General features: G+C 64.0%; 26 protein-coding genes. 11 read left to right on the top strand and 15 right to left on the bottom strand.

Translation table 11 applies throughout. The annotated features are described in order from the left end of the window. Positions 1-119 precede the first annotated feature (119 nt). Positions 120-2,183: a cytochrome b/c1 gene (fbcH, locus tag AC1DW2_RS36065; protein WP_477008358.1), complete on the bottom strand. Its 2,064-nt coding sequence runs from the start codon at positions 2,181-2,183 to the stop codon at positions 120-122. A 62-nt stretch (positions 2,184-2,245) separates the two neighbouring features. Continuing rightward, on the bottom strand, positions 2,246-2,776 hold the full coding sequence (petA, locus tag AC1DW2_RS36060) for a ubiquinol-cytochrome c reductase iron-sulfur subunit (RefSeq protein ID WP_063985148.1): 531 nt from the start codon (positions 2,774-2,776) through the stop codon (positions 2,246-2,248). 278 nt (positions 2,777-3,054) lie between these two features. Here petA and AC1DW2_RS36055 point away from each other — a divergent pair, with 278 nt between their 5' ends. The 6 genes from AC1DW2_RS36055 (at position 3,055) to AC1DW2_RS36030 (ending at position 6,830) form a co-directional block, all read left to right on the top strand. Beyond that, the gene (locus tag AC1DW2_RS36055) at positions 3,055-3,513 is read left to right on the top strand and encodes a tRNA (cytidine(34)-2'-O)-methyltransferase (protein ID WP_071916175.1); all 459 of its coding nucleotides are present in this window, start codon (positions 3,055-3,057) and stop codon (positions 3,511-3,513) included. Positions 3,514-3,531: 18 nt separating this feature from the next. Then, positions 3,532-4,167, top strand: a complete 636-nt coding sequence (gene queE / locus AC1DW2_RS36050; protein WP_477008357.1) for a 7-carboxy-7-deazaguanine synthase — start codon at positions 3,532-3,534, stop codon at positions 4,165-4,167. A 17-nt stretch (positions 4,168-4,184) separates the two neighbouring features. Further along, on the top strand, positions 4,185-4,550 hold the full coding sequence (locus tag AC1DW2_RS36045; protein ID WP_028153666.1) for a 6-pyruvoyl trahydropterin synthase family protein: 366 nt from the start codon (positions 4,185-4,187) through the stop codon (positions 4,548-4,550). Between the two features lie 116 nt (positions 4,551-4,666). Beyond that, on the top strand, positions 4,667-5,554 hold the full coding sequence (hemF, locus tag AC1DW2_RS36040; RefSeq protein ID WP_477008356.1) for an oxygen-dependent coproporphyrinogen oxidase: 888 nt from the start codon (positions 4,667-4,669) through the stop codon (positions 5,552-5,554). After that, a complete protein-coding gene (locus AC1DW2_RS36035; protein ID WP_175618024.1) occupies positions 5,545-6,294 on the top strand; it encodes an HAD family hydrolase in 750 nt (249 codons plus the stop codon). Before hemF ends, AC1DW2_RS36035 begins: the two co-directional genes overlap by 10 nt. 329 nt (positions 6,295-6,623) lie before the next feature. After that, the gene (locus AC1DW2_RS36030; RefSeq protein ID WP_028153663.1) at positions 6,624-6,830 is read left to right on the top strand and encodes a YodC family protein; all 207 of its coding nucleotides are present in this window, start codon (positions 6,624-6,626) and stop codon (positions 6,828-6,830) included. 76 nt (positions 6,831-6,906) lie between these two features. On the opposite strand, the gene AC1DW2_RS36025 is transcribed toward AC1DW2_RS36030, so the two are convergent. From AC1DW2_RS36025 to AC1DW2_RS36010, 4 genes are all read right to left on the bottom strand, one after another. After that, entirely contained in the window at positions 6,907-7,839 is a 933-nt protein-coding gene (locus AC1DW2_RS36025) for an outer membrane protein (RefSeq protein WP_477008355.1), read from the bottom strand. 115 nt (positions 7,840-7,954) lie between these two features. After that, positions 7,955-8,536: a TetR/AcrR family transcriptional regulator gene (locus AC1DW2_RS36020; RefSeq protein ID WP_477008354.1), complete on the bottom strand. Its 582-nt coding sequence runs from the start codon at positions 8,534-8,536 to the stop codon at positions 7,955-7,957. Between the two features lie 146 nt (positions 8,537-8,682). After that, entirely contained in the window at positions 8,683-10,149 is a 1,467-nt protein-coding gene (locus AC1DW2_RS36015; protein ID WP_477008353.1) for an amidase family protein, read from the bottom strand. A gap of 299 nt (positions 10,150-10,448) precedes the next feature. Then, positions 10,449-11,384: a LysR family transcriptional regulator gene (locus AC1DW2_RS36010; RefSeq protein ID WP_247314656.1), complete on the bottom strand. Its 936-nt coding sequence runs from the start codon at positions 11,382-11,384 to the stop codon at positions 10,449-10,451. 98 nt (positions 11,385-11,482) lie between these two features. Between AC1DW2_RS36010 and AC1DW2_RS36005 the strand changes: the two genes are divergently transcribed. After that, positions 11,483-11,809, top strand: coding sequence for a hypothetical protein (locus AC1DW2_RS36005; protein WP_071917664.1), 327 nt, complete (start codon positions 11,483-11,485; stop codon positions 11,807-11,809). A 139-nt stretch (positions 11,810-11,948) separates the two neighbouring features. Here AC1DW2_RS36005 and AC1DW2_RS36000 read toward each other — a convergent pair whose 3' ends face one another. From AC1DW2_RS36000 to AC1DW2_RS35990, 3 genes are all read right to left on the bottom strand, one after another. Beyond that, positions 11,949-12,647: a helix-turn-helix transcriptional regulator gene (locus tag AC1DW2_RS36000; protein WP_477008352.1), complete on the bottom strand. Its 699-nt coding sequence runs from the start codon at positions 12,645-12,647 to the stop codon at positions 11,949-11,951. 87 nt (positions 12,648-12,734) lie between these two features. Further along, entirely contained in the window at positions 12,735-13,361 is a 627-nt protein-coding gene (locus AC1DW2_RS35995; protein WP_477008351.1) for an NAD(P)-dependent alcohol dehydrogenase, read from the bottom strand. Positions 13,362-13,374: 13 nt separating this feature from the next. Then, complete coding sequence (locus tag AC1DW2_RS35990; protein ID WP_259258786.1) at positions 13,375-13,755, bottom strand: nuclear transport factor 2 family protein; 381 nt, start codon at positions 13,753-13,755, stop codon at positions 13,375-13,377. Positions 13,756-13,986: 231 nt separating this feature from the next. Between AC1DW2_RS35990 and AC1DW2_RS35985 the strand changes: the two genes are divergently transcribed. Continuing rightward, a complete protein-coding gene (locus AC1DW2_RS35985; RefSeq protein WP_259258787.1) occupies positions 13,987-14,994 on the top strand; it encodes a class I SAM-dependent methyltransferase in 1,008 nt (335 codons plus the stop codon). A gap of 52 nt (positions 14,995-15,046) precedes the next feature. Here AC1DW2_RS35985 and AC1DW2_RS35980 read toward each other — a convergent pair whose 3' ends face one another. From AC1DW2_RS35980 to AC1DW2_RS35955, 6 genes are all read right to left on the bottom strand, one after another. Then, positions 15,047-17,236 carry a PQQ-dependent dehydrogenase, methanol/ethanol family gene (locus AC1DW2_RS35980; RefSeq protein ID WP_477008350.1) on the bottom strand — a complete coding sequence of 730 codons (2,190 nt, stop codon included), beginning with the start codon at positions 17,234-17,236 and terminating at the stop codon, positions 15,047-15,049. Between the two features lie 308 nt (positions 17,237-17,544). Then, positions 17,545-18,315 (bottom strand): sulfite exporter TauE/SafE family protein, encoded by a 771-nt coding sequence (locus AC1DW2_RS35975; RefSeq protein ID WP_477008349.1) that lies wholly within the window; start codon positions 18,313-18,315, stop codon positions 17,545-17,547. Next, positions 18,312-19,568 carry a CCA tRNA nucleotidyltransferase gene (locus AC1DW2_RS35970; protein ID WP_477008348.1) on the bottom strand — a complete coding sequence of 419 codons (1,257 nt, stop codon included), beginning with the start codon at positions 19,566-19,568 and terminating at the stop codon, positions 18,312-18,314. Before AC1DW2_RS35970 ends, AC1DW2_RS35975 begins: the two co-directional genes overlap by 4 nt. A gap of 10 nt (positions 19,569-19,578) precedes the next feature. After that, positions 19,579-19,842 carry a DUF6111 family protein gene (locus AC1DW2_RS35965; RefSeq protein WP_028148642.1) on the bottom strand — a complete coding sequence of 88 codons (264 nt, stop codon included), beginning with the start codon at positions 19,840-19,842 and terminating at the stop codon, positions 19,579-19,581. Then, a complete protein-coding gene (locus AC1DW2_RS35960; protein ID WP_135216917.1) occupies positions 19,839-20,510 on the bottom strand; it encodes a CoA pyrophosphatase in 672 nt (223 codons plus the stop codon). The genes AC1DW2_RS35965 and AC1DW2_RS35960 overlap by 4 nt, the downstream gene beginning before the upstream one ends. Then, entirely contained in the window at positions 20,507-21,118 is a 612-nt protein-coding gene (locus AC1DW2_RS35955; protein WP_477008347.1) for a DUF1285 domain-containing protein, read from the bottom strand. Before AC1DW2_RS35955 ends, AC1DW2_RS35960 begins: the two co-directional genes overlap by 4 nt. 257 nt (positions 21,119-21,375) lie before the next feature. Here AC1DW2_RS35955 and AC1DW2_RS35950 point away from each other — a divergent pair, with 257 nt between their 5' ends. The 3 genes from AC1DW2_RS35950 to AC1DW2_RS35940 are packed head-to-tail and all read left to right on the top strand — an operon-like array spanning position 21,376 to position 26,128. Then, entirely contained in the window at positions 21,376-22,374 is a 999-nt protein-coding gene (locus AC1DW2_RS35950; protein ID WP_071916189.1) for an AAA family ATPase, read from the top strand. Further along, positions 22,374-23,318 (top strand): DUF58 domain-containing protein, encoded by a 945-nt coding sequence (locus tag AC1DW2_RS35945; protein ID WP_028148638.1) that lies wholly within the window; start codon positions 22,374-22,376, stop codon positions 23,316-23,318. The genes AC1DW2_RS35950 and AC1DW2_RS35945 overlap by 1 nt, the downstream gene beginning before the upstream one ends. Next, complete coding sequence (locus tag AC1DW2_RS35940) at positions 23,315-26,128, top strand: DUF4159 domain-containing protein (protein ID WP_477008346.1); 2,814 nt, start codon at positions 23,315-23,317, stop codon at positions 26,126-26,128. Before AC1DW2_RS35945 ends, AC1DW2_RS35940 begins: the two co-directional genes overlap by 4 nt. Position 26,129: the final 1 nt, after the last annotated feature.

Genomic DNA, 26,129 nt, shown 5'->3' with positions numbered 1-26,129 from the left:
GCCACAAGCATGCTGGGTCCCGGCTGTGCGCAGCAGCGTTGCACGCTGCAGCGCGTCCGGGACACGGGCAACAAAAAAGCCCCCTCGCGGGGGCTTCTTCATGTCTCGTCTTGCACCGCTCAGTGGGAGTCGGCCCAGACCTTTTTCTTCGTGAAGTACATCAGGCCCGCGAAGATGATCAGGAACACGAACACCTGGAAGCCGAKGCGCTTGCGCGCTTCCATGTGGGGTTCGGCGGTCCACATCAGGAACGTGGTGACGTCCTTGGAATATTGCGCGACCGTGGTCGGCGAGCCGTCGCCATAGGTTACCTGGCCGTCGCTGAGCGGCTTCGGCATCTTGATGGCGTGGCCCGGGAAGTACTTGTTGTAGTAGGAGCCTTCGGGGATGGTGACGCCTTCAGGCACCTTGTCCTCAAAGCCCTGGAGCACCGCCGCGACATAGTCCGGGCCCTGCTCCTGGTACTGGGTGAAGAAGTCGAAGATGAACCAAGGGAAGCCGCGGCCGTAGGAGCGCGCCTTGGTGATCAGCGACAAATCGGGCGGCGCCGCACCGCCGTTCGCCGCACGGGCCGCCTGCTCGTTCGGGAATGGCGAGGGGAAATAGTCCGCCGGCCGGCCCGGGCGCTCGAACATGTCACCCGCATCGTTCGGGCCGTCCTTGACCTTGTAGTCGGACGCAAACGCCGCTGCCTGCGCCACCGAATAGCCGGGGCCGCCGGCTTCCGCGAGGTTGCGGAAGGCGATGTAGGACAGGCCATGGCAGCTCGAGCAGACCTCCTTGTAGACCTGCAGGCCGCGCTGGAGCGCGCCGCGGTCGTACTTACCGAAAGGGCCGGAGAACGACCATTTGTTGCCCGGCGGCCTGTCGCTGCCTTCGGAGGCGCGAGCGTCCTGAAGGCTGCCGAGGAACAGCGCGCCGGCGGCAACGAGCGCGATGGCGACCGAAGCCACCGCCTTGCCGCCCTTGGCCAGGATCGCCTCCGAGATCGAGTTCGGCACCGGCCGCGGCGTCTCGATGCGCGAGAGCAGCGGCAGCACGATCAGGAAATAGGCGAAGTAGCAGACCGTCAGGACCCGGCCGGCGATCACGTAGATGCCTTCCGGCGGTTGCGCGCCGAGATAGCCGAGCAGGATGCAGACCGCGACGAAGATCCAGAAGAATTGCTTGGCCAGCGGCCGGTACTTCGACGACCTGGTCTTGGCGGCATCGAGCCAGGGCAGGAAGCACAGGATGATGATCGCCGAGAACATCCCGATCACGCCCGCGAGCTTGTTCGGGATCGAACGCAGGATCGCGTAGAACGGCAGGTAATACCATTCCGGCACGATGTGCGGCGGCGTCACGCCCGGGTTCGCCGGGATGTAGTTGTCGGCGTCGCCGAGATAGTTCGGCATGTAGAAGATGAACCAGGCGTAGAGCAGCAGGAAGCAGGCGACTCCGAACCCGTCCTTGATGGTCGCGTGCGGCGTGAACGGCACCGTGTCCTTTTCCGTCTTCGGCTCGACGCCGTCAGGATTGTTCTGGCCGGCGACATGCAGCGCCCAGACGTGGAGCACGACGACGCCAGCAATCAGGAACGGCAGCAGATAGTGCAGCGAGAAGAAGCGGTTCAGCGTCGGGTTGCCAACCGAATAACCGCCCCACAACAGCGTCACGATGCTCTCGCCGACATAGGGAATGGCGGAGAACAGATTGGTGATGACGGTGGCGCCCCAGAAGCTCATCTGGCCCCACGGCAGCACGTAGCCCATGAAGCCCGTCGCCATCATCAGGAGGTAGATGATGACGCCGAGGATCCACAACACCTCGCGCGGCTCCTTGTAGGAGCCGTAATAGAGACCGCGCAGCATGTGGACGTAGACCGCGAAGAAGAACATCGACGCGCCGCAGGCATGCATGTTGCGCAGCAGCCAGCCGTAATTGACGTCACGGACGATCAGCTCGACCGACTTGAAGGCGAGATCGGCGTGCGGCGTGTAGTGCATCGCCAGGACCACGCCCGTCAGGATCTGCATCCCCAGCATGAAGGAGAGGATGGCGCCGAAGGTCCACCAGTAGTTCAGGTTGCGCGGGGTGGGATAGACGACGAAGGAGGAATGGACGAGACCGATGATCGGCAGACGTCGCTCGATCCATTGCAGGGCCGGATTGCTCGGCTGGTAGTCGGATGGTCCGCTCATGATGCGATCCTGAGGAAATATAACGACGAGACGGCGCGAAGCATCGGGCGAAGGCCCGAAGCTCAGCCGATCTGGATTTTGGTGTCGGAAACGAACTGGTACGGCGGCACCGGCAGGTTCGCGGGCGCGGGCCCCTGGCGGATGCGGCCGGACGAATCGTACTGCGAACCATGGCAGGGGCAGAAGAACCCGTCGTAATTGCCCTCATGAGCGATCGGGATGCAGCCGAGATGGGTGCAGATGCCGATCACGACCAGCCACTGCTCGTGGCCCGGCTTGACCCGGGCCTCGTCGGACTGCGGATCGGGCAGGCTCGCCACGTTGACGGCGCGCGCCTCGTCGATCTGCTTCTTGGTGCGGTGGCTGACGTAGATCGGCTTGCCGCGCCAGAACACCTTGATGTCCTGCCCCTCGGCGACCGGGCTGAGATCGACCTCGATCGGCGCACCGGCGGCGATGGTCGACGCATCAGGATTCATTTGAGAGATGAAGGGCCAGAGCGCAGCTGCGCCCCCTACTGCTGCAGCTGCCCCCGTTGCAACGAATAAGAAATCACGGCGTGTCGGATGGTCCGCCGAAGACGCTGTCGTCACGATTCCAACCCTTTCTTCTTATGCTGCCGACGGAACCGTTCCGGGAGCCCCCAAGGTCCCCAAAACAGTGTGCCGGCGCCCGCGGCCCCCCGCGGCGGCAGAACTTCACTTGTCCCCACCGAAACAGGGCGAAAACAGCAGTCCAGAATCGTTCTATTGGCACCCTTGCCGGGCGAGCGCAAGCCCGCTAACGGCGTGGGGGCGTGCAATGCACGAATTCCGCAGCCAGCGATGTTTTATTGAGACATTTCCGGCCCGCACCGACCCCGATACAGCCCATGCAGATCGCGCTTTTCCAACCCGACATCGCCCAGAACACCGGCACGATTCTCAGGCTCTGTGCCTGCCTGGGCATGGCCGCCCACATCATCGAGCCGGCGGGCTTCCCGTTCTCCGACCGCTTGTTCCGCCGGGCGGGAATGGACTACCTCGATCATGTCAGCGTGACCCGCCACGACTCTTGGTCGAAATTCGAGGACTGGCGTGCGACACAGGGCTACCGCCTGCTGCTGTTCACCACCAAGGCCGCCACCGATTACCGCGATTTTCATTACCAGACGGCGGACATCCTGCTATTCGGGCGCGAGAGCGCCGGCGTCACCGACGCGGTGGTCGAGGCTGCGGATGCGCGGCTGGTAATCCCGATCACGGCGGGGCTGCGGTCGCTCAATGTCGCCATGACCGCGGCGATGGCCGCAGGCGAGGCGCTGCGGCAGCTCCGGAACCCGCAAGTTTGAGATGTTGAGGAGAGACCATTGAGTTACGCGGTCAAGGAAATCTTCCTGACCCTGCAAGGCGAAGGCGCCCATGCCGGGCGCGCGTCCGTGTTCTGCCGCTTTGCCGGCTGCAACCTCTGGAGCGGCCGCGAGGCTAACCGCGAGGCCGCGACCTGCAAATTCTGCGACACCGATTTCGTCGGCACCGACGGCACGCTCGGCGGCCGCTATGCCTCGGCCGCGGAACTCGCCGACACCATCGCCGCGCAATGGACGGCTGCCGCTGACAACAACCGTTACGTGGTGCTCACCGGCGGCGAGCCGCTGCTCCAGGTCGATGCCGCCCTGATCGACGCCCTCCACGCCCGCGGCTTCGAGATCGGTGTCGAGACCAACGGCACGATTGCAGCGCCTGAGGGGCTCGACTGGATCTGCGTCAGCCCCAAGGGCGGCAGCGAGCTCGTCCAGCGCCGCGGCCACGAGCTGAAGCTGGTCTATCCACAGGCCCTCGCCGCACCCGAGACCTTCGAGAGCCTCGCCTTCGAGCGCTTCTCGCTGCAGCCGATGGACGGACCCGAGGTTGCCCAAAACACCGTGCGAGCGATCGACTATTGCCTGCGCCATCCGCAATGGCGGCTGAGCGTGCAGACGCATAAATCGCTCGGCATCAGATAGGATTGGTTTTCGAACAGATGTGGGAATTGACGAAATCGTTCCGCTTCGAGGCGGCGCACTCATTGTCGGGAACGACCTTTGGCGCCGCGAGCGAGGAGATTCACGGCCACTCCTTCCGCGCCGAGGTGACGTTGCGCGGCACTCCGGACCCTGCGACCGGCATGGTGGTCGATCTCGGCCTCGTCCAGCGCGCGATCGAGGACGTACGGCTCACGCTGGACCACAAATACCTCAACAAGATCGAGGCGCTGGGCACACCGACGCTGGAAAACCTCTCGCGCTTCGTCTGGGAGCGGCTCCAGCATATCGGCAAGCTCACCCGCGTCAGCATCCACCGCGACAGTTGCAACGAGAGCTGCACCTATTACGGTCCGCAGGGGTGAAATTCGTAGGGTGGGCAAAGCGCAGCGCGCCCACCAATCAGGACGACAGTGAAGATGGTGGGCACGGCGCAAGAGCGCCTTTGCCCACCCTACGAGATCGGTTTTTGGAATTGGATATGGACGCCTCAACGATCGAAGACCGCAAGACGCGTGCCCGCGCCTGGTTCGAAGCTTTGCGCGACGACATCTGCACGAGCTTCGAGCGGCTGGAGGATGACGCCCCCCAAAGCCTTTATCCGGGCGAGGCCGGGCGCTTCAAACGCACGCCCTGGCAGCGCACCGATCATACCGGCGCGCCCGGTGGCGGCGGCGTGATGTCGATGATGTCCGGCCGCCTGTTCGAGAAGGTCGGCGTGCATTGCTCGACCGTGCACGGCGAATTCGCGCCCGAGTTTCGCGCCCAGATCCCGGGCGCGGCGGACGACCCCAAGTTCTGGGCCTCCGGCATCTCGCTGATCGCGCATCTGCGCAATCCGCACGTGCCCGCCGTGCACATGAACACCCGCTTCGTCGTCACCACAAAAGCCTGGTTCGGCGGCGGCGCCGATCTCACGCCGGTGCTCGACCGCCGGCGCACGCAGGACGATCCCGACACGCTCGCCTTCCACGCCGCGATGAAGGAGGCCTGCACGGGCCCGAACGGCGTTGCCGACTACGACAAGTACAAGAAATGGTGCGACGAGTATTTCTACCTGCCGCACCGCAAAGAGGCGCGCGGCATCGGCGGCATCTTCTACGACTGGCACGACAGCGGCGACTGGGACGCCGACCTCGCCTTTACCCAGGATGTCGGCCGCGCCTTCCAGAAGATCTACCCCGACATCGTCAGGCGCAATTTCGCGAGCGCATGGACCGCGGAGGATCGCGAGGAGCAATTGATCCGGCGCGGTCGCTATGTCGAATTCAACCTGCTCTACGACCGCGGCACCATCTTCGGGCTCAAGACCGGCGGCAACGTGGACTCCATCCTGTCGTCGCTGCCGCCGGAGGTGAAATGGCCATGAGCACCGCGATGCCTCCGCTGCCGCGCGCCATGCTGATCGACATGGACGACACCATCCTGTCGGCCTACGGCCGGCCCGAGATCGCCTGGAATACGATCGCAGAAGAATTTGCCGACGAGCTCGCGCCGCTGCCGCCGCAGCAGGTCGCGACCGCAGTTTTGGCCTTCGCACGAAACTTCTGGGCGAATGCGGAAGCCGCGTGGCGGATGAAGCTTGGCGAGGCACGGCGGCTCACGGTGCGGGGCGGCTTCGCCGCGCTCGCCGCCGACGGCCACCGCGCCCTCTCCGACGATCTCGCCGATCGCCTCGCCAACCGCTTCACGACCTATCGCGAAGAAGCGATCTTCGTGTTCCCCGGTGCGCATGATGCGATCGATGCGTTCAAGGCACGCGGCGTCAAACTCGCGCTGGTCACCAACGGCGCCGCCGACATGCAGCGCGCCAAGGTCGAGCGCTTCGAGCTCACGCATCGCTTCGATCACATCCAGATCGAGGGCGAGCACGGTTTCGGCAAGCCCGAGGAGCGCGCCTATCTGCACGCGATGGAGGCGCTCGGCGTCACCGCGAAAGACACCTGGATGATCGGCGACAATCTGGAATGGGAAGTCGTGACGCCGCAGCGCCTCGGCATCTACTCGATCTGGATCGACGTGCATGGCGACGGCCTGCCCGAAGGCTCGGCCGTCAAGCCCGACCGCATCATCCGCTCGCTGACCGAACTCGTGCCGGACCAGCCGTAACCCAGGCGAAAACAAAACATCGAAAACAACCCCATGCACAGTAGCCGGCTGCTGCAATTTCAACAGCTTGCCGCAAGCGCAATTCATTGCTGATTTTACGAAATCATTTGACGCGTCGGGCAAAACAGGCGCATGATGCCATCATCGCCGCGCCTGGGACGGAATAGCCCCTGGTGACCTCGAGCGATCCCCCACTCGAACCTCTGCCATCGACGTTTCGGCAGTCTGTGCAAGCCGCAGCAAATTCACGGGTCCCATAGCCCGTGATCGGCCTGTCATGACGGCTTGCTAGCCTCCCCTCTCGTCGATCAACCCCGAAAGGACCATCCATGGAACTGAAAACCGGCGACGTCGTGATGCTGAAATCCGGCGGCCAGCCGCTGACCGTCGCAGAGGTGAAAGGCGACGACATCCTCTGCCTCTGGATGGGCTCGGAAGGCGATCTGTTCCGCGAGACACTGCCGCTGGCCGCGCTCGACCGCCTGGAAGTGGAAGATCACGACGAGGATGAGGACGAAGACGAGGATGACGAGTAGGCACGCCTAAGCGGCCTGCGATTGCGAGAAAGGGAGACCTGAAGTCTCCCTTTCTTCACGTCTTCAGATCCGCTGATCAGAAGCGATAGTTCACACCAACGCGGGCGATGTCGAAGCTCGGCTTGATATCGACGTGAGTCGCGATGACGCCCGTCAACCCGGCCGGCGATTGAAGCGAGCCGGTCAAGTTGTAGCCTTTCGTGCCGAAACCCATGTGCAGATACTCGCCCTTGACCGACCACCCTGCCCCCAGAGCATATTCGAAACCGCCACCAACCGCGTAGCCGATCAGGACGGCGCTGTCAGAAGCGCTCATGGAGCCCAGCGGTCCCAGGGTTGGCGGGAAGAGGGCAGTGACGATACTGCCCGTAGCGTTCGCACTGACCTTGGTATCGGCCAACGCAATACCGCCGGTCGCGTAGAGCAACGCCGGCCCAAACGCATAACCCACTCGGCCACGGAAGGTCGCATACCAATCGGTGCTGACGGAAGTGCTGCCGCTGAAATTGCCGCCGATGAAGACGGGAACAGCAATAGCCGAGTTGCCGGTGCCGGCCTTTGAATTGAGATACTGCCAATCAGCCTCGATGCCGAGCACCGTCTGCTCGATCTGCCAATTGTAGCCGGCCTGGATACCGGCGGTGACGCCATTGCCGTTTCCGGATACGGGGTTGAAGGCATAGATGCCCGAACCGCCATTCGAGTTCACGATTGTCCCAGTGGCGTTCGACGCATCGTAGCTGCCCCAGCCATAACCAACGTTGCCGCCGATATAGAATCCCGTCCAGTTGCCCACCTGAGCGGGAGCCTTCGACGACATACGGACCGGCGCCAGATCCGCAGCCTGGGCTGTGATCGGGCCGAGAGCGACTGTCGACAGCAATACAAGCGAAAACTTCCTCATTTCAACACCCCCCTTATTGAGCCGCACTGGCGGCCTGCCAATCATCATGAAGCAAAACCAACGCAGCATCAAAGCGCGATTGAACGCGCGAATCAGATCGCCCAATCGTTGCGCTCGGAGCCGGCGACGCCCTTCGCTGCTCGGGGCGGACAATGCGACGCGGTGTCTGCTCTGGTTGGTGAAGCGGACCTCGAGCGACTGCCTCTCCCGGCTTCCTAATCTAGGGAGAGGGAGCTCGTGCCAAGTGCAAGGCGGCCTCAACGCCGCCTTCCAGGATCTGCTCGGCCTGCGCAGCGTTGGGCACGGCCCGCGCGAACTGAAGGGTGCCCACCATGAGGCCGAAGATGGCGGTCGCGCGGCGGCGGCTCGCTGATGCATCTGCGTCAGGAAGCAGTGCAGCCAATGTCGCAACGTAGCTTCGCAGCCCCTTCTCGTAATCTTTCCTGGTGGACAGGGGCTGTCGGGCGATTTCGGGGAGCAACGCCGCCGAGGGGCATCCGCCCGTCGGGTCTTCGAGGTGAGCGCGGTTCAGGTATCTCCGGATCGCGCCCTCAAGGTCCAGGCCTCGCCGCTGATCCTCATCGAGGCGATGTTGCTGGTCGTCGAGCGCGCTCGCCAGCACCTCGCGAACGAGCGCGTCTTTGGATTCGAAGTGCGGAGAGAATGCGCCTTTGGTCAGGCCGGCCTCGTCCATGATCCCGGCGATCCCGGCGGCGGAGATGCCGTTCCGGCGCATGCACTTCGACGCCACATCGATGATGTGCCGTCGCGTCGCCGCCTTATGACCTTTCTCGAAGCGCATGTTCTCTCCTCTCCACCAATATCCGGCGGCCCTTACGCTGCGGCCGCTTCCAGCAAAGCCTGGAGGTCGCGATCAAGTTGCTGGGCCACTGGATCGACATTATCGCTGCCGAACTGACTGAAAACGGATGCTGGTCGATCACGACGTTAGATCGCACTCGACTCTGCGCCCAAGATGCCTTCGATGCCGCGGGCAAGGTTTAGAAGTCCCCGGTCGCTCCCTAAGGGGGCATCCAGCTCAAGCCCAATCGGCAGCCCAGCGCGAGACAAGCCAACAGGAAGGCTGACACCAGGCAACCCCACGCTGCTTGCCGACACGGTGTGGTTCGCCAAAGCGAGGTAGCTAACTTCCCGCCCCGCCATATGGACGGCCGCCTGCTCCTCGATCAAAGGCGCCGTGCAGGGCGTGGTCGGTTGCAGAATGACCAGCGCCCCATGAGAGACGAACGCCCTGTTGAGCCGGCGCTGGATTTCCGGCCGGCTCACGTCGAGCGCAGTCTGATAGGCCTCTGCCGAGGTAGCACCTGCACCACTCGGCAGTACGATGTGCCCCCACGCCTGCCGAAGTTGGGGCTTAAGGCCCTCGTAAATGGCCTCGAACGTGGTCGGAATGTCATGGCGGCGAAGAAACTCTGAAATTTCGCCCATCGTCTCATGAGCGAAGATGCCCCATGTTGCGGTTTGGACGAGGGAATTGAAATCGTCGCCAAGATCTACTTCAACGATCTCGGCGCCGGCGTCCTGCAAGCGCCGAACCACCTCGCGGAAGCGGGTCTCGACTTCCGAGTCCACCAGATCCAGGAACTGTCGCGGCGCGAAGGCCAGCCGGGCACCCTTCAGGCCGTAGCCGCCGTCGGAGGACTCGGCAGCCTGTTCACCGGTCACGACCTGATCCACCAGAATGCAGTCCTCAACGCTACGCGCGAACACGCCCGTCGTGTCGAGCGTATGGGAGATCGGCGCAACGCCGTAGCGCGGCCAACGCCCGGTGGTTGGCTTAAATCCCACGACCCCACAGAACGATGCGGGGACCCGGATGGACCCAACGGTGTCACCGCCCAAGGACGCGGGAACGATGCCGGCGGCCACGGATGCGGCGGAGCCGCTCGAGGAGCCGCCCGACACGCGATCTCGTGCGTGCGGATTCTTCACCTGGCCGTAACGTGCGTTGTGACCGGTCAAGCCGTATGACATCTCGACGAGGTTGTTCTTGCCGAAGACCAAAGCGCCCGCACCCTTAATGGCCCGGACAGCGTCGGCATCTTCGCGCGGCACGAAGTGAGCGAGACCTTCGACGCCCAGGCTGGTAGGTAACCCTTTCGTCAAATAACTGTCCTTCACCCCAAGCGGCACGCCAAGGAGCGGGGCCGCCGATCCGGCCGCACGCGATTTGTCTGCGGCCCTCGCGGCCGCCAGCACCCCGGCCTCGTCGATGGTGATGAAGGCGTTCAGCTCGGAAAGCGCTCGGGCGCGCTGTAAAAGCGCCGCGGTGTAGGCCTCCGAGGTAATGTCGCCGTTGCGAACCGCTGCTGCAGCGGTTGCGAGCCCAAGCGAGTCGACATCTGTGGTTTGTCGCGATGCGACGTGGCGTGAGGCCTTGGTCGTGTCGTCCATGAAATCCTCGCTTGGAGCTGTTTGGCGGCACCCGGCCGCCGCCGAACAGCGGCTCAGCTCGATGCCATTACGATCACAATATTAAATTACGATCGTAATTCAATAGAAGTGACGGCTTCGCCGGGGACACATGAGCGTGAGGTGCCGACGGATTGCGGGCAATGATCGGTTTCAACGGCGATTTCTGCTTCGGGTCACAAGCCGGCATCGACCCAGAGCGCTGGAACGTCTGCTAATGGGCTAAAAGGCGACATGCGGCCTGTGGAGTCGGCACCGCTCCACGCCGGGTAGCGGCCAGCTCAAAGCTCGGAGACCAATTCCACCAAGATCTGACGCAGCCACGCATGAGATGGATCGTGATCGTAGGAAGCGTGCCAGAGCAGTGAAACAGCTACGTCCTGCAAATCCACCGGAGGCTGGCTCAGGCTAAGCTTGAGTTCTGTGGCGAACAACCGAGCCAGCCGCGCGTGCATTGTCACGACGACAGGTGCGCGTGCCACCAAGGCAGGGACAGTGAGGAAGCGAGGCGTGGTCAGGACAACCGTCCGCCGCAATCCTAGTTTCTCAAGGGCGTCGTCTACCACGCCGCGCACAGTCCGGCCCGGCCGCAGGCTCGTGAGAACATGAGGTAACCGCACATAATCTTCGAGCGAGATTTGGGCGTCGGTGATGCCCGTTATCTCCGCGTTGAACATGCACAGATAGCTCTCGTTGAACAGCAGACGCCGCTTGTGGTGGATCTGGCCCTGAGGAAAGACGTCATAGCCAATAGCGAGGTCCAGTTCGTCAGCATCGAGATCATCCAGAAGTCTCGACGAGTCGATGTTGTAGAGCCGCAGATGGACGCCAGGCGCGACCTCGCGCAGGCGTGCGAGGAGAGCGGGAAGGACCAGGATTTCCATGCTGTCTGGGAGTCCGAACCTGAAGGTCCGCTCTGCCGTCGCTGGATCGAATGCGTCGTCGCGTGAGACAATCGTTTGGATTTGAGACAGCGTAGCCCGCACCGGCTCTACCAGCATCACTGCACGAGGAGTGAGGCGCAAGCCGTCGGGCCCTCGCGTCAGAAGCTCGTCGCCGAACAGGTCACGCAGGCGGGCGAGGTTGTGGCTCATCGCCGACTGACCAATGCCTACGCGGCCCGCAGCTCGCGTGACGCTACGTTCGCGAAGCAAGGCATCGAGGTGAACCAGTAGGTTTAGGTCGAGATGGCTTAGATTGACGGCATCGATACCCATCATCGATCCAATCTGTTTGATCAATGAGCATAGGCCGCCCATCTTATGTGGCAAGGGAACGGAGGGCGTGGCCCACCGCCCAGCTAAAGGAGATCAACATGTCAATCCGCAGTAGCCTTTTAGCCGCCACACTAGCCTTGGCCACCTTTGGAACCGCTCATGCAGATAGCCTCAGGCCAATTCAGGCAAAGAGCATCGATCTCGGCGGGGTGTCCGGCGTCGCCTACTACACCGTTGAGCGCGATGGGTTCCATGTCGTGACGACCCTTGCTCAGGGCGAGACGGGAACGCCAATCCGCGTAGTCTCTGTTCTTGCGCCAGGCCAAAGCGTTGTTCTCTCAACGTCCCAGCAGCCACGTGCGCTTGAAATCAGCCGGGCGGGCAACGAAGTGTTGGTCCGCAAGGCGGCGCTCGTCACGAACTAAGGTTCGAGCCTAGCGGGCGCGGTAATTTTCGGCGCCCGCTCTAACCCCGGAAGGCGTCAGGCGGCCCTTACGCCGGCGATGGTGAAGCGCACCAGCAGGTGATAGCTCGCCAGCATCGGCGTCGGACCCGGTGGTGAGATCAGCCGAGAGTCTTGCGACGTTCCGCGTCGACTTGAGCCCGCCATTGCTTGACGAGATCGCGCCGGCGACCGGGATAGCGTTCCGTCCTGAGCTTGATCTTTTCTATCCGATCCGCCCGGAATGAGCGGAAGTCTTTCCTGATTTCGCACCAGCCGGCAATGATGCGCCGGGAATCGAAAAAGCCGACGCCAATTGGCCAGATGATCCGCGTGGTCTTCGCGCCTTGCGGGACGCGATACACAATGGAAAGCTTGTGTTGGTCGCGCATGGCTTGCCGCACGACGCGAAGGTCGACGGCTTCGGGCTGCTTAGGCCTGCGCCCTACGTGAAAGGCACTGTCGTCCAGCTTGTGTTGCAGCTCCGAGGGAAGGACCGCGCCAATTTTAGCGAGCGCGTCACGCGCCGCCAGCGCGAACTCGTCATCGGTCTGGCGAGCTACCCATTGGGCGCCCAGCGCCAAGGCTTGGATTTCCTGTTCCGAGAACATCAGGGGAGGAAGGAGGAAGCCGGGTTGCAAGACATAGCCAAAGCCAGGCTCACCGTCGATTTGGGCGCCCAAGCCCTGCAAGTCGGCGATGTCGCGATAAATTGTTCGCAACGACACACCCGCCTCAGCCGCAAGGTCGTTGCCCGACACCGGGGTGCGGTGTCGCCGCAAGATCTGCATGAGGTCGAATAATCGTTGGCTCTTCGACATAGACCAAGTCTAGCACGAATCCTGCCAAAAAATGGCAGTAGGCATCGCGGGCCACGGGCGGCGGGGCTTTACTGGCCCAGACGGCATTTACATCGCTACCAGAGCCTTTCCGGCGAGCTTGTGCCCGGCTTCAAGCGCCGCGATGAGCGGGATCGCATCGTTCAGACGCACGGTCTCAGCAACTGGCAAGCGCAGCTTTCCATTCGCCGAAGCGACGGCAAGGCCGTCAAGGATATCAGCCCGCGCGGTGCAGACGATCGGCTTGAGTTTCCGGTTGAAGATCGCACGGAGGGCAGCCTTGTCCACGAGGCCGTTCCATGCGGTGACCCCCGGCGTAGCCAGGCAAGCCGCGTCCTCGAACGAGACTGAATCCGGCCTCCTGGCGACGAAGGTTTGGGGAGCGATGACGGCTTCCCCAAGCGCGCCGCCATGCTTTATCTGCGCCATGCCGAATACGGGATCGCCAATCTTGAAGCGCGTGACACCAGCGCCGACAGCGGTCACGATGCCGGAAAAATCGCTGCCCATGGCACGCGGAAATTTCTTCCCCGTCACCATTTTGAGATAGCCATTGCGCACCTTCCAATCGATGGGATTGATGGCAGCGAACTCGACCTTGACCGCGACTTCGCCGGTCCCCGGAGCCTTCAGCTCGAAGGCTTCGAGCTTCATCGTTTCAGGGCCGCCGTAGCTGTCATATTGAATCCGTTTCATGGTCGATCGTGCCTTAGTGCGGTTGGACGGTCGCCGTGTAGGCGGCGAACGGAGTCGCGTCGTAGATCACTTCGGTCGACGCGATCTTGCCGTTCTTCACCTTGAGGAGTTCCGCGACGACGGCGTTGGCAACCGGATGGGTGTCCGCGCTGTAAACGACGACAGCCTGATCATCGTCGCCGTAGACGGCGAGAACCGTGACCTTCTTGATCATGCGGGCGAAACCCTCGTGGAATTCGCGAAACTTCTGCATGCCGGCGATCCGCCCGCGTGGCGACGTGCAAACAACGTCGTCCGCCGACACGGAAGTAATCGTATCCACGCTCCTGCTGGCGATGGCCTCGATGTAGGTCCTGGCGATCTGCAGCGCCTGGCCGTTGCTCTGGGTTTTCATCGTCTTCCTTTCAGTAAAAATGCCCTGAAAGAAGACCTAGCGCAGGCCAGTGACAGATTCTGGCAGTAGGAAATCGGCGCAGCCAAAGGCGCCTTCGCGCCGCGAGCGGCCTGCCTCCCCTGTCCTGTCCACTGCCCCGGACCTCGCGCTCCGCCAACCTTCATTTGAATGATGACGAGACAATTGGTCGCAACCACTTTCCACCGAAAGACCTGAATGAGGTCAGGAGAGATGAGCACTTGTCCAGCATGCGGCAGTGGATCAACTGCCAAACTGTTTGAAGTGACCGCAGATCAGGCCTCTCGATCCTTCGTCAGTCCGCGCCAGTATCCGGATCGCTCTCGAAAGTTAATAAGCCACCTGTCGCTGCTCTGGGGCCGCGACACCTGCGATATCCGCAAATGCGCGGATTGCGGATTTGGATTTGCAGATCCGTTCGTCGCGGGCGGCGCCGAGTTCTATAACCTGGCCGCGCCCCACCCTTCCTATCCAACCATGAAATGGGAGTATGAGAGGACGATCGAGGAGCTGAGCGGCCTCGGCACTGCCGGAAAAACGGCGATCGATGTCGGGGCCGGGTTTGGCTATTTTCTCGATCACATCAAGGACAAACTCTTTCGCGCGTCCGATATTTACGCGGTCGATTACAACGAAGCAGCGCAACAGGCATTGCGTTCGAAAGGCTACAAGACCTTTTCGGTCGACCTTCGGGAGGATGGCTTCACTCCGATGAAGGAGGCCTTCGACATCATCTTCATGTTTCAGGTGTTCGAGCACATGGACCGGGTGGATGACGTCTTCGCGCGATTGAAATACCTTCTCAAGGCGCAAGGCTCTGTCTTCATCGCCGTGCCGAATGATATCCGAACGCACTACATGGAGGGCCACGGATCGCTCATCGACATGCCGCCGAACCACATTGGCCGCTGGACGAAGGACGCGTTTGATGCGGTATGTCGACGACACGGCCTGCAATTGAGCATTTGCGAGCGGGAGCCATTCGATCTCCTGAAGTTCCTCAGGGAAGACATCGTGGACAGCTTTTTGCGCAGGGCGGAGAAACCGGGCAGCGTCAGTGAATTCGTGCGCGGCCTGCCGCGAAGCAAAGCGCAGCGGATTGGGCAGGCCGTGATCGCACTTGCGCTTGCACCATTGCGCTTGCCGGCATGGGCCTACGCGGCCAGGAACTCATCGACGCTGGGGAGTGCGCTCTGGGTGAAGATCGACAAAGGCGCGTGACGGGCGGCCACGGTCGAACGGGCCGCTCGCTGCCGCAGCGCCTGCTGGCTCATCACCTGCTCTTCGGTCTGATGGCATCAACAGTTCCCTGTATGAAGGCCTGAAGTTTCCCGACGTCCCCTTCCGTCAACTTGCCGCTGAAATCCGGCATGCCCTGGTCGCGGAATGGACCGTGGAAGAGGATATGCCTCAGATTGGTGATCTCTTCGGCGCTGGCGTAGCCGAGATTGATGATGTTGCCGCCGCGGCCGACGCCAGGCACGCCGTGGCAGGCGACGCAGGCTGCCGCGACATAGATCTCGCCGCCTTCCCTGATGTCCTTCGGATCATACTTCACGCCCTGCAGCAGACCTTCGGTTTGATATTTGACGAACGCCGGCAGCTTCGCCGTGCCGCCGAGTGCGTAGGTGTAGATCGTTCCCGGGTTCTGGTACTCGGTCGCGCGGTGCGTCAGGCCGTAGGAGCCGCCCCAGCCGACCGCAATCGAGATGTATTGCCTGTCGTCGACCATGTAGGTTGCGGCGGCCGCCACCGCGCCGGTGCCGGTCGGCATTTCCCACAGCTTGGTTCCGTTTGCTGCATCATAAGCGACGAAGCGGCCATCCGCCGTCCCCTGGAAAACCAGGTTGCCGGCGGTGGTCAGCGTCCCGCCGTTCCACGGCGACACGTGCTCGACGCGCCAGACTTCCTTTTGATGCACCGGATCCCAGGCGAGCAGACGTCCGAATGGGGCCGACTTCGGAGGGTTGAAAACGAAACCGATATTCCCGCCCAGCAAGCCGCCGAGCTTGCCCGGCGCAGCAGCATTCTGCGCGAACGACTTTTCCGGCGACAGATTGACCGGGATGTGCTGCGCCGGAAGGTAGACGAGGCCGGTCAGCGGATTGAACGACATCGGCTGCCAATTGTGAGCCCCGTCCGGTCCCGGAATCGACTCGTATTGATCTGCGTCGCGCGCCGCCGGCAGCTCAATCGGCCGTCCGTTGGCGTCGTATCCCGTCGCCCAATTCACATCGACAAAATTCTTCGCCGAGATGAACTTGCCGTTGGTGCGATCGATGACGAAGAAGAAGCCGTTTTTCGGCGCGTGCAGGATCACCTTGCGCGGCACATCGTCGATCTTGATGTCGGCCAGGATCATCGGCTGGGTCGATGTATAGTCCCAATTGTCGCCGGGCGTCTCCTGATAGTGCCAGATATACCGGCCCGTGTCGGCGTTGAGCGCGACGATCGAGCCCAGATAGAGATTGTCGCCACCCGACGGACTGCGAAGCTTGCGATTCCAAGGGCCGCCGTTGCCAGTGCCGACATAGACCATGTTCAGATCGGGATCGAACGTGATCGAGTCCCATGGCGCGCCACCGCCGCCGTTGATCCAATACTTCCCTGAGGGATCCCAGGTCTTCGCCGCGGCTTCCATCGAGGCGTCTTCAAATGGCTTCGATGGATCGCCGGGCACGGTGAACCAGCGCCAGAGCTGATGACCGGTCTCGCTGTCGTAGGCCGTGACGTAGCCGCGCACACCATATTCGGCACCGCTCTGGCCGATCACGACCTTGCCGTTGAAGACGCGCGGCGCGCCGGTGATCGTGTAGGAATGCTCGTGATCGATCAGCGTGTCCGTTTCCCAGAGCTTGGCTCCGGTCGCGGCATCGAGCGCGATCAGGCGCCCGTCATAGGCGGCTTCGAAGACCTTGCCCTTGTAGAGCGCGAGGCCACGACTGACGGCATCGCAGCAGCCGCGATAGGTCTTCGACCGGTCAACACCCGGATCGAACGACCAGATTTTTGTCCCGGTCCGCGCGTCAATAGCATGGACCACGTTCCAGGGTGCCGACTGATACATGATGCCGTCGACGACGAGAGGCGTTGCCTCGATCCCGCGCGATGATTCCAGATTGTAACTCCAGACGAGCCCGATATCCCTGACGTTGTCAGTGTTGATCTGATTGAGCTTGCTGAACCGCGTTTCGGCGTAGTCGAGGCCGACGGTCGGCCAATCCCTGGATCTCTTCGTATTGGCTTCAATGAAGGCGCTGTCGACTCTCGAGATATTCGCCTTGATGCGGTCCGGCTTCGCGTCAGTCCCGGTCTGCGCCCATGCACTGGAAGGGAGAGAAAGACCCAGGAGAGCAGGAAAGAGAACAAGAACGGCACTGATCTCACGGAAGGCAATCTGAATCCTGGACCGATTGCGCGACTTTTTTTCAGGCCATTGGCACTCTGTGTTGGATCGTCCCATGCCTCACCTTCCTCCGTGCATGTCGAGACCACGATGCGTGCGCATGCCTGCGCCCGCTTCCGTTGATATGAAGTCTCAAACCTGCCTCGACGGTGCTACTGAAGCATTTCAGTCCTGACATGCCCGATTGCAGTTGTAAGAAAGCGTCCTGCTTGGCCCACCGGCCCACGGCCGTCATCGGCGGAAATCTTTTCAACCCTCGGCAGTCAGGATCCGCCGTTTCGGCTAGCATTTGGTGGCGTGCAAGCATCGGGACGGAATGTCCGTCCTTGAAAGGACATCGCGAACGCCAATCGGACCGGAGTCATCTATGCTATCAGCGACCTTGCCGCCGCCGAGATCATCACCAGCCCGCCGGTGATCACGGCGACATCGAGGATCGCCGTGTGGATATGCACCGGCATCCGCTCGACGAAAGCCTTTGCCAGAAACGCGCCGGGGATCGCAATCGCGCCGATCAGCAGCGCGAAGGCGAGCACCTGCGCGGTGACGGCGCCGGCCAGCCCGAACACCGAGATCTTGATGAGACCGGTGCCGAGCGAGATCATCGCATCGGTCGCGATTACGGCGGCACCTTCGAGGCCCGTGGCCATCAAGAGCGAGAGCAGGATCACGCCGGAGCCCGAGGTGCCGCCGACCAGCACGCCGTAACCAACGGAGCCGGCAGCAAGGCCGGTGTCGCCGATCCTGACCTGGCGGCGGCGGAGCACGCGGCGCAGCGGCACGCTCAGGATCAGCATGGAGCCGATCACGAGTGCTGCGCCCGCATTGGTCAGCCGCGTGTAGCCGTAGGCGCCGAGCGCGGTCGTCAGCGCCGCACAGGCCAGCACGATCAGCGCGCGACGGCGATCGGCATAGCGCAGATAGGCGAGCGCGCGGCTCGAATTGGTGAAGATCGCGGAGATCGCGATGATCGGCACCACGGGCTCGGCGCCGACCAGCGGCACCAGCACCAGCGGCATCAGGGCGCCGGTGCCGTAGCCGGCGAGACCACCGATGATCGAAGCAAACAACGCCATCAACGCGACCAGCAGGAGCTGAAGGATCGAGATGTCGGCGAAGCCTGAGACGATGGTCACGTTCTCTCATCGCGGCTGACGCGTGCCGCTGCTTGATCGGCGATGGAAGCGAGCGCGGCTTCCTCTAGGGGAAAATCCGCCGCAAGCCAAGCGTCCTCGGCAAGCGTCAGCACATGCCCGAGCGCGGGTCCTTCCGCCATGCCGCGGGCGATGAAGTCGGCGGCGCGAAGTGGAAATTTCGGCGCAGTCCAGCGCTGCGGCAACTCGGCGAGCGCGCGCCAGCGCGACGATCCAACGTCGCCGCCGGCCCGCGCCCAGCCGAGCAACACGCGATCGTGATAGCGCTCCGCGCCGAGCCGGTAGAGCAACCGCCGCGCATTGGCCTCGTCCTTGGTGGCGAAGCGCCACCAGCGGTGCCCCATCGAATCCAGCGCCTTGCTTTCTACATTGGAGAGCCGCAAGCGCGTGGCGACGCGCTTGGCATCTTCGGTCACGGCGACCGTCAGCGCGGCGAGCCGCCGCGTGTTGCTTGCCGGCAAGCCAAGCGCGCCCTCGATCGCGATCATGGCCGACAGCGGCCCGGTATAGACGACGCCTCCGCTCAGCGCTTGCAGCAACCCGCCATCCGCCATCGCGACCGCGGCGTCAGAGGCACCGTGAGCGACCAGCAGCTTCAGCATCTCCATGCGCACCCGCTCGGCCGACAGGCTCGCAAGACCCGCGCGGCCGCGGATGCAGGCGAGATAGCCGTCGCGGTCGGGCTCGCCGGCCCCGAAGGCGGCGTGGATGCGGAAGAAGCGCAGGATGCGTAGATAGTCTTCGGCGATGCGCTGGTCGGGGTCGCCGATGAAGCGTACGCGCCGCACGGCCGCATCCGCGATCCCGCCGACATAGTCGTAGACGACGCCCATCGCATCGGCCGAAAGTCCATTCATGGTGAAGTCGCGGCGCTCGGCGTCCTTCACCCAGTCGCGGCCGAACGCGACCTTGGCCTTGCGGCCGAAGGTCTCGGTGTCCTCGCGCAGCGTCGTGACTTCGTAGGGTTGGCTGTCGATGACCAGCGTGATGGTGCCGTGGTCGATGCCGGTCGGCACGCTCTTGATGCCGGCAGCCTTGGCGCGCCGCATCACCTCGTCGGGCCGCGCCGTGGTCGCGATGTCGATGTCGCCGGGCACGAGACCGAGCAACGCATTGCGCACGGCGCCGCCGACCACGCGCGCTTCCTCGCCGTTGCCGTTGAGCAGCGTCAGGACGCGCGCCGTCCCGCCAGAGGTCAGCCAGGGCGCATTGGCGAGTAACGGCTCTGCGCTCATGGTCCAGCCCCTATTTTTCCACGCCCGGCACGAGCCTGCCGTTCTCGATATGGGCGGGAACGTAGGTCGAATCCGGTGCGGCGCCGGAGAAATGCGCGAAGCCGATCAGCCCCGCGATGACAAGCACGAGCGCGGCCAGGACCAGTCGCGCGACGACGGTGACCGGCCAGGACGATCGCGCGAACAGGCCGGAGCGGGTGGCGGCCAGGAACAGCGCATAGACGGCAAAGGGGATGAGGAAGATTCCGATCTCGGTCAGAATCGGCCGGATCATGATGAGTAGATCCGCTCATACAGCACACGCAGCATTCCTGCCGTCGCACCCCAGATGTAGCGTTCCGCGAACGGCATCGCGTAATAAAACCGCTCCATGCCGCGGAATTCCTTGCTGTGCACCTGGTGGTTCACCGGGTTCATCAGGAAGGATAGCGGTACCTCGAAGGCATCATCAACCTCCGAATGGTTGATGGCGAGCTCGAAGCCGGGCCGCACCTTGGCGACCGTGGGCAGGATGCGGAAGCCGAAAGCGGTGCCATAGAGATCGAGGTAGCCGATCGGCTCGACGAAGTCTCTGGACAGGCCGACCTCCTCCTCGGCCTCGCGCAAAGCCGCATCGAGCGGCGAGGCGTCGATCGCGTCGATCTTGCCGCCGGGGAAGGCGATCTGGCCGGCGTGGTCGTTGAGATGCGCCGAGCGCTGCGTCAGCAGGATGGTCGGCTCGGGACGGTCGACCACGGCGATCAGGACCGCAGCCGGCCGCACCGGCTGCTCGCGCGCGACGATCTCGAGCATCTTGTCGGTGCCGGGATCGCCCGAGGCGGGGATGACGTTCGGATCGTAGAGGCCGGGCGGCACGTCGAAGCCGAGCCTCGCCCTGGATCGGGCGAAGAAATCGGCCGCGCCGATCACGACCGGACCGCTCTTCAGGATAGGCTTGTTCAAAGTGCGGCCCTCACCTGCTCCGCGTCGGCCATGGCGAAGAATTCGCCGGCCGACTCGACGCCGAACATCGGCTGGCCATCGACCATCCGCTCCTCACCCATGTCAACCAGATCGTAGTAGAGCGCGCGGGTGACCTTGGCCCAGAGATCGGCGCGGACATGCAGATATGGCGTCAGCCCGCCTTCCCTGGCCTGTTCGAAGCGCAGCCGGTGCGCGGCATCGCAGGTGACCCAGTCGTCGACATTGGTGCGGAAGCGGAGCACGCGATGGTTGTCCTCGCCGTCCTTCTGCATCTCGACCGCCATGAACGGCGCTTCATCGACGCGAATGCCGATCTTCTCCACAGGCGTGACGAGGAAGTGCTTGTCGCCTTCGCGCTTCAGGACCGTCGAGAACAGGCGAACCAGCGCAGGGCGGCCGATCGGCGTGCCCATGTAGAACCAAGTACCGTCGGACGCGATTCGGATGTCGAGATCGCCGCAAAACGGCGGATTCCACAGATGCACCGGCGGCAGGCCCTTCTTGGCGCCTTCGGCATTGGCGGCACTTTTGGCGGCGGCAGTCAGCCCCTCAAGACCTCGATCGGCGCTCTGCCCTTGGTTCGCCATGGTTTGCCCTGACTTTGTCTGTTGGCACGATTGGTGCAGGTTTTACGTTGTACCCGGGTGCGCGGTTCCACACCGGATTAACCCGGTGTGGAGGTCGCCACTTCGTGATGCCCTACATATCCCTAAGCCGATAAGGTGGGGATAGGTTAATTCAACGAATACATGGCCTTCCTGCAAGTCTAGCATAGGGCCCATGTGCGACTTGTGATGACTTGACGACGCAAGCGGGCCGCGTGGCGGACTTAAGGAGCTGACGGATGGCGGAAAGTGTCGAGAAACTGGAAGACGGAATCGTCCGTTCGGCCGAGCAGGTGTCGAGCCAGATTCGCGCGGCGAAAGACGCAATCGCGTCCGTCATCTTCGGCCAGGATCGGGTGATCGAGAACACGCTCGTCACCATCCTCTCCGGCGGCCATGCGCTGCTGATCGGCGTGCCCGGCCTCGCCAAGACCAAGCTTGTCGAGACGCTCGGCATCACGCTGGGTCTCGACGCCAAGCGCATCCAGTTCACGCCCGATTTGATGCCGTCGGATATTCTCGGTGCCGAAGTGCTCGACGAAAGCACCGCCGGCAAACGCTCCTTCCGCTTCATCTCCGGTCCCGTGTTCGCGCAGCTGCTGATGGCGGACGAGATCAACCGCGCCAGCCCGCGCACGCAGTCGGCGCTGCTCCAGGCGATGCAGGAGCAGCACATCACCGTCGCCGGCGCGCGTCACGACCTGCCGAAGCCGTTCCACGTGCTCGCCACGCAAAACCCGCTGGAGCAGGAAGGCACCTATCCGCTGCCGGAAGCCCAGCTCGACCGCTTCCTGATGGAGATCGACGTCGACTATCCCGATCGCGACGCCGAGCGCCGCATCCTGTTCGAGACCACGGGTGCCGAGGAGACGCTGGCGAAGGGATCGATGAACGCAGATGCGCTGATCACCGCGCAGCGGCTGATCCGCCGTCTGCCGGTCGGCGATTCCGTGGTGGAGGCGATCCTGTCGCTGGTCCGCTCGGCCCGTCCGGGCGAGGAGAGCGGCGAGACCGGCAAGTTCATCGCCTGGGGTCCCGGCCCGCGCGCCAGCCAATCCTTGATGCTCGCCGTGCGCGCACGCGCGCTGATCGACGGACGCCTGGCGCCCTCGATCGACGACGTGCTCGACCTCGCCGAGCCCATATTGAAGCACCGCATGGCGCTGACGTTCCAGGCGCGCGCCGAAGGCCGCACGATTCCGGACGTGATCAAACAATTGAAGGCTCGGATCGGTTGATGGCCGCAGACAACGGGCACACAGCGAAGGAGATCATCGCGATCCGACGTGCCGATGGCGAAAGCCGTACGCTCGCCGCTTCGCTGCCGCGCCTGGTGCTCGAAGCCCGCCGTATCGCCGCCAACGTCATCCACGGCCTGCACGGAAGGCGCCGCGCCGGTTCCGGTGAAAATTTCTGGCAATACCGCCGCTTCGTCTCCGGCGAGCCGGCGCAGAACGTCGACTGGCGCCGCTCGGCGCGCGACGACCATCTCTATGTGCGCGAGCTTGAATGGGAAGCCTCGCACACTGTGTGGATCTGGCCCGACCGCTCGCCCTCGATGGCGTTCGCCTCCAAGACCGCTCGCGAATCCAAGCTTGAGCGGACGCTGATCGTCGCCTTCGCGCTGGCCGAGCTTCTGGTCTCGGGCGGCGAACGCGTCGGCATTCCCGGACTGATGGCGCCGACCGCGAGCCGCAGCGTCATCGACAAGATGGCGCAGGCGATGCTGCATGACGATGCCGACCGGCTGAGCCTGCCGCCGTCCTTCGTGCCTTCCGCGCTCGCCGAGATCATCGTGCTGTCGGATTTCTGGTCGCCGATCGCGGAAATCAAATCCACGCTCGCGGGCCTGTCCGGCTCCGGCGCGCATGGCACGATGGTGCAGGTGGTCGATCCCGCCGAGGAGTCCTTCCCTTATTCCGGCCGCGTCGAGTTCGTCGAGCCCGAGGGCTTCGGCGTGATCACGGCGGGCCGCGCCGAGACCTGGGCGCAGGACTACACCGCGCGGCTCGCGCTGCACCGCGACCAGATCCGCGCCGAGACCAGCAGACTCAACTGGCTGTTCACGACCCATGCGACCGACCGCTCCGCCGCCGAGCTCTTGCTGTTCCTGCATGCCGGCATGCAGGTGAGCAAATCGGGCACCCGCACCACGACGATCAAGGTGGGGCCGGCCGCATGATGGGATTGCCGCTCGCCTTCACCGAACCGCTGCTCCTGATCGGCCTCGTCAGCCTGCCGGTGCTGTGGTGGCTGCTGCGCGTGATGCCGCCGCGGCCGCGCCGCATCGAGTTTCCGCCGACGCGCCTGCTGTTCGACATCGCGCCAAGGGAAGAGACGCCCTCGCGGACGCCGTGGTGGCTGACCGCGCTGCGGCTTTTGGCTGCGGCCCTCGTCATTTTCGCCGCCGCCGGCCCGATCTGGAATCCGCAAACGGGCGCCGCCGGCAGCAAGGCGCCGCTGATGATCATGTTCGATGACGGCTGGAGCGCCGCATCGCACTGGGATGTCAGGGTCAGGGCCGCCGACGAGCTGATCGCCAATGCCGACAACGACCGCCGCGCCATCGCGCTGGTGCCGCTGTCCGAGCCGAACCGCGACATCACCCTGATGCCGGCGGGTGCGGCGCGCGTCGCATTGCGCCAGCTCGCGCCAAAGCCCTACTCGATCGATCGCGTTGAAACCCTGACCGCCATCGACCGTTTCCTGAAGGCCACCGGCGACTGCGAGATCGCCTGGCTCTCGGATGGCGTCGATACCGGCCGTGGCGAGGATTTCGTGCAGGGCCTTGGCAAGACCATCGGAGATCGCAGCCTGACAGTGTTCGAAGGCGGCACGTCCGCCCCGCTGGCGCTCGTCGCCGCCGAGAACGCCGCCGCCAAGATGACGGTGAAGGTGCTGCGCACCGAAAGCGGCATCGCCGTCGGCACCGTGCGCGCGCTGGACCAGAAGTCCTCGCCGATCGGCGAAGCGCGTTATTCGTTCGGCCCGCAGGACAAGGAGACCGAAGCCTCGTTCGACCTGCCGGTCGAGCTGCGCAACGACATCACGCGGCTCGAGATATCGGGCGAGCGTTCGGCCGGCGCGGTGCAACTGCTCGACAAGCGGTGGCGCCGCCGCGCCATCGGCATCGTCACCGGCACGACCAGCGAGACCGCGCAACCGCTGCTGGCGCCGACCTTCTACCTGACCCGTGCGCTGGCGCCGTTCGCCGACGTGCGGCTCGCCGACCGGGGCTCGCCGCAGCAGGGCATCACCCAATTCCTCGACCAGAAGCTGCCGATGATCATCCTCGCCGATGTCGGCACCGTCGCTCCTGAAATCCGCGAGCGCCTCAACGCCTGGATCGACCAGGGCGGCGTGCTGGTGCGCTTCGCCGGTCCAAGGCTCGCGCAGGCCGAGGACGATCTCGTGCCGGTCAAGCTGCGCAAGGGCGGCCGCACGCTCGGCGGCAGCCTGACCTGGGAGAAGCCGCAGCATCTCGCCGCCTTCGCGGCGAACGGCCCGTTTGCCGGCGTCGCCGTCCCCAAGGACGTCACCGTAAACCGCCAGGTCCTGGCCGAGCCCGACGCGGTGCTCGCCACCAAGAGCTGGGCCTCGCTGGAAGACGGCACGCCGCTCGTCACCGGCGAGCATCGCGGCAAGGGCCTGGTCAGCCTGTTCCACGTCAGCGCCGACATGCGCTGGTCTGACCTGCCGATGTCGGGCACCTTCGTCGAAATGCTGCGCCGGGTCGTCGACATGTCCGGCTACACCGCCAAGCCCGGGCCCGGGGTCGCGGCCGAGGCGAGCACCGAGACGGTGGCGCCGCTGCACATCCTCGACGGCTTCGGCGCGTTCGGTCCGCCGCCGGCCACCGCAAAGCCGCTGCCCGCGGATTATCGCGACCGCGCTACGCCTGATCATCCGCCCGGCTTCTATGGTCCGGCAGAAGGACCGCTCGCCGTGAACACGCTCGCAGCTTCCGACCGCATCGCCGCGCTGAACACCACAGGCCTGCGCGCCCGGCACGCGACCTACACCAATGCCGAACCGCGCGACCTGCGCGGCTGGCTGCTGTCGACGGCACTCGCGCTGTTCCTGATCGACGCCATCATTGTCGCGGTGCTCGGCGGCGGGATCGCCGCGCTGCTGCGCCGGCGCGCCGCGACAGCCATGATCGTCGTCGGGCTGGCGCTTGCAGGCCTGGTGTCGCTTACGCCCGCGCCGTCGCGCGCCGATGGCGCGTCCGACGAGTTCGCCATGAAGGCGGTGTCGCAAACCCGCCTCGCCTATGTCGTCACCGGCAATGCCGACGTCGATTCCATCGTCAAGGCCGGCATGTCCGGTCTGACGCAATTCCTGGCGCAGCGCACCGCGCTGGAGGCCGGCGATCCCGTCGGCATCGATCCCGGACGCGACGAGCTCGCCTTCTTCCCGCTGATCTACTGGCCGATCGTGCCGGGCGCACCCAAGCCGCCGCAGGATGCCATCAACAAGATCGACGCCTACATGAAGCAGGGTGGCACCGTGCTGTTCGACACCCGCGACGCGATCGAAGCGCCGCCCGGCGAGAACGGCGCGGCACAGACCCCGGGCATGCAGACGCTGCGCGAGATCCTGTCGTCGCTCGACGTGCCCGAGCTCGAACCGGTGCCGCGCGAGCACGTGCTGACCAAGACTTTTTATCTGTTGCGCGACTTCCCGGGCCGTTTCAGCACCGGCCAGACCTGGGTCGAGGCCCTGCCGCGCGATGAGGACGACGACAGCGCGCAGCGGCCGGCCCGCGGCGGCGACGGCGTCTCGCCCATCATCATCACCTCGAACGATCTGGCCGGCGCCTGGGCGCAGCGGCTCGACGGTCAGTTCATGCTGCCGATGTCCGGCGGCGACGCCCGCCAGCGCGAATTCGCCTACCGCGCCGGCGCCAACATCGTGATGTACACCCTGACCGGCAACTACAAGGCCGACCAGGTGCACGCACCGGCCCTGATCGAACGGCTGGGGCAATAGG

Source organism: Bradyrhizobium sp. P3_C3, assembly GCF_056402655.1.
The sequence above is the reverse complement of the archived record's forward strand: the minus strand, read 5'-3'. Positions and strand labels throughout refer to the sequence as shown.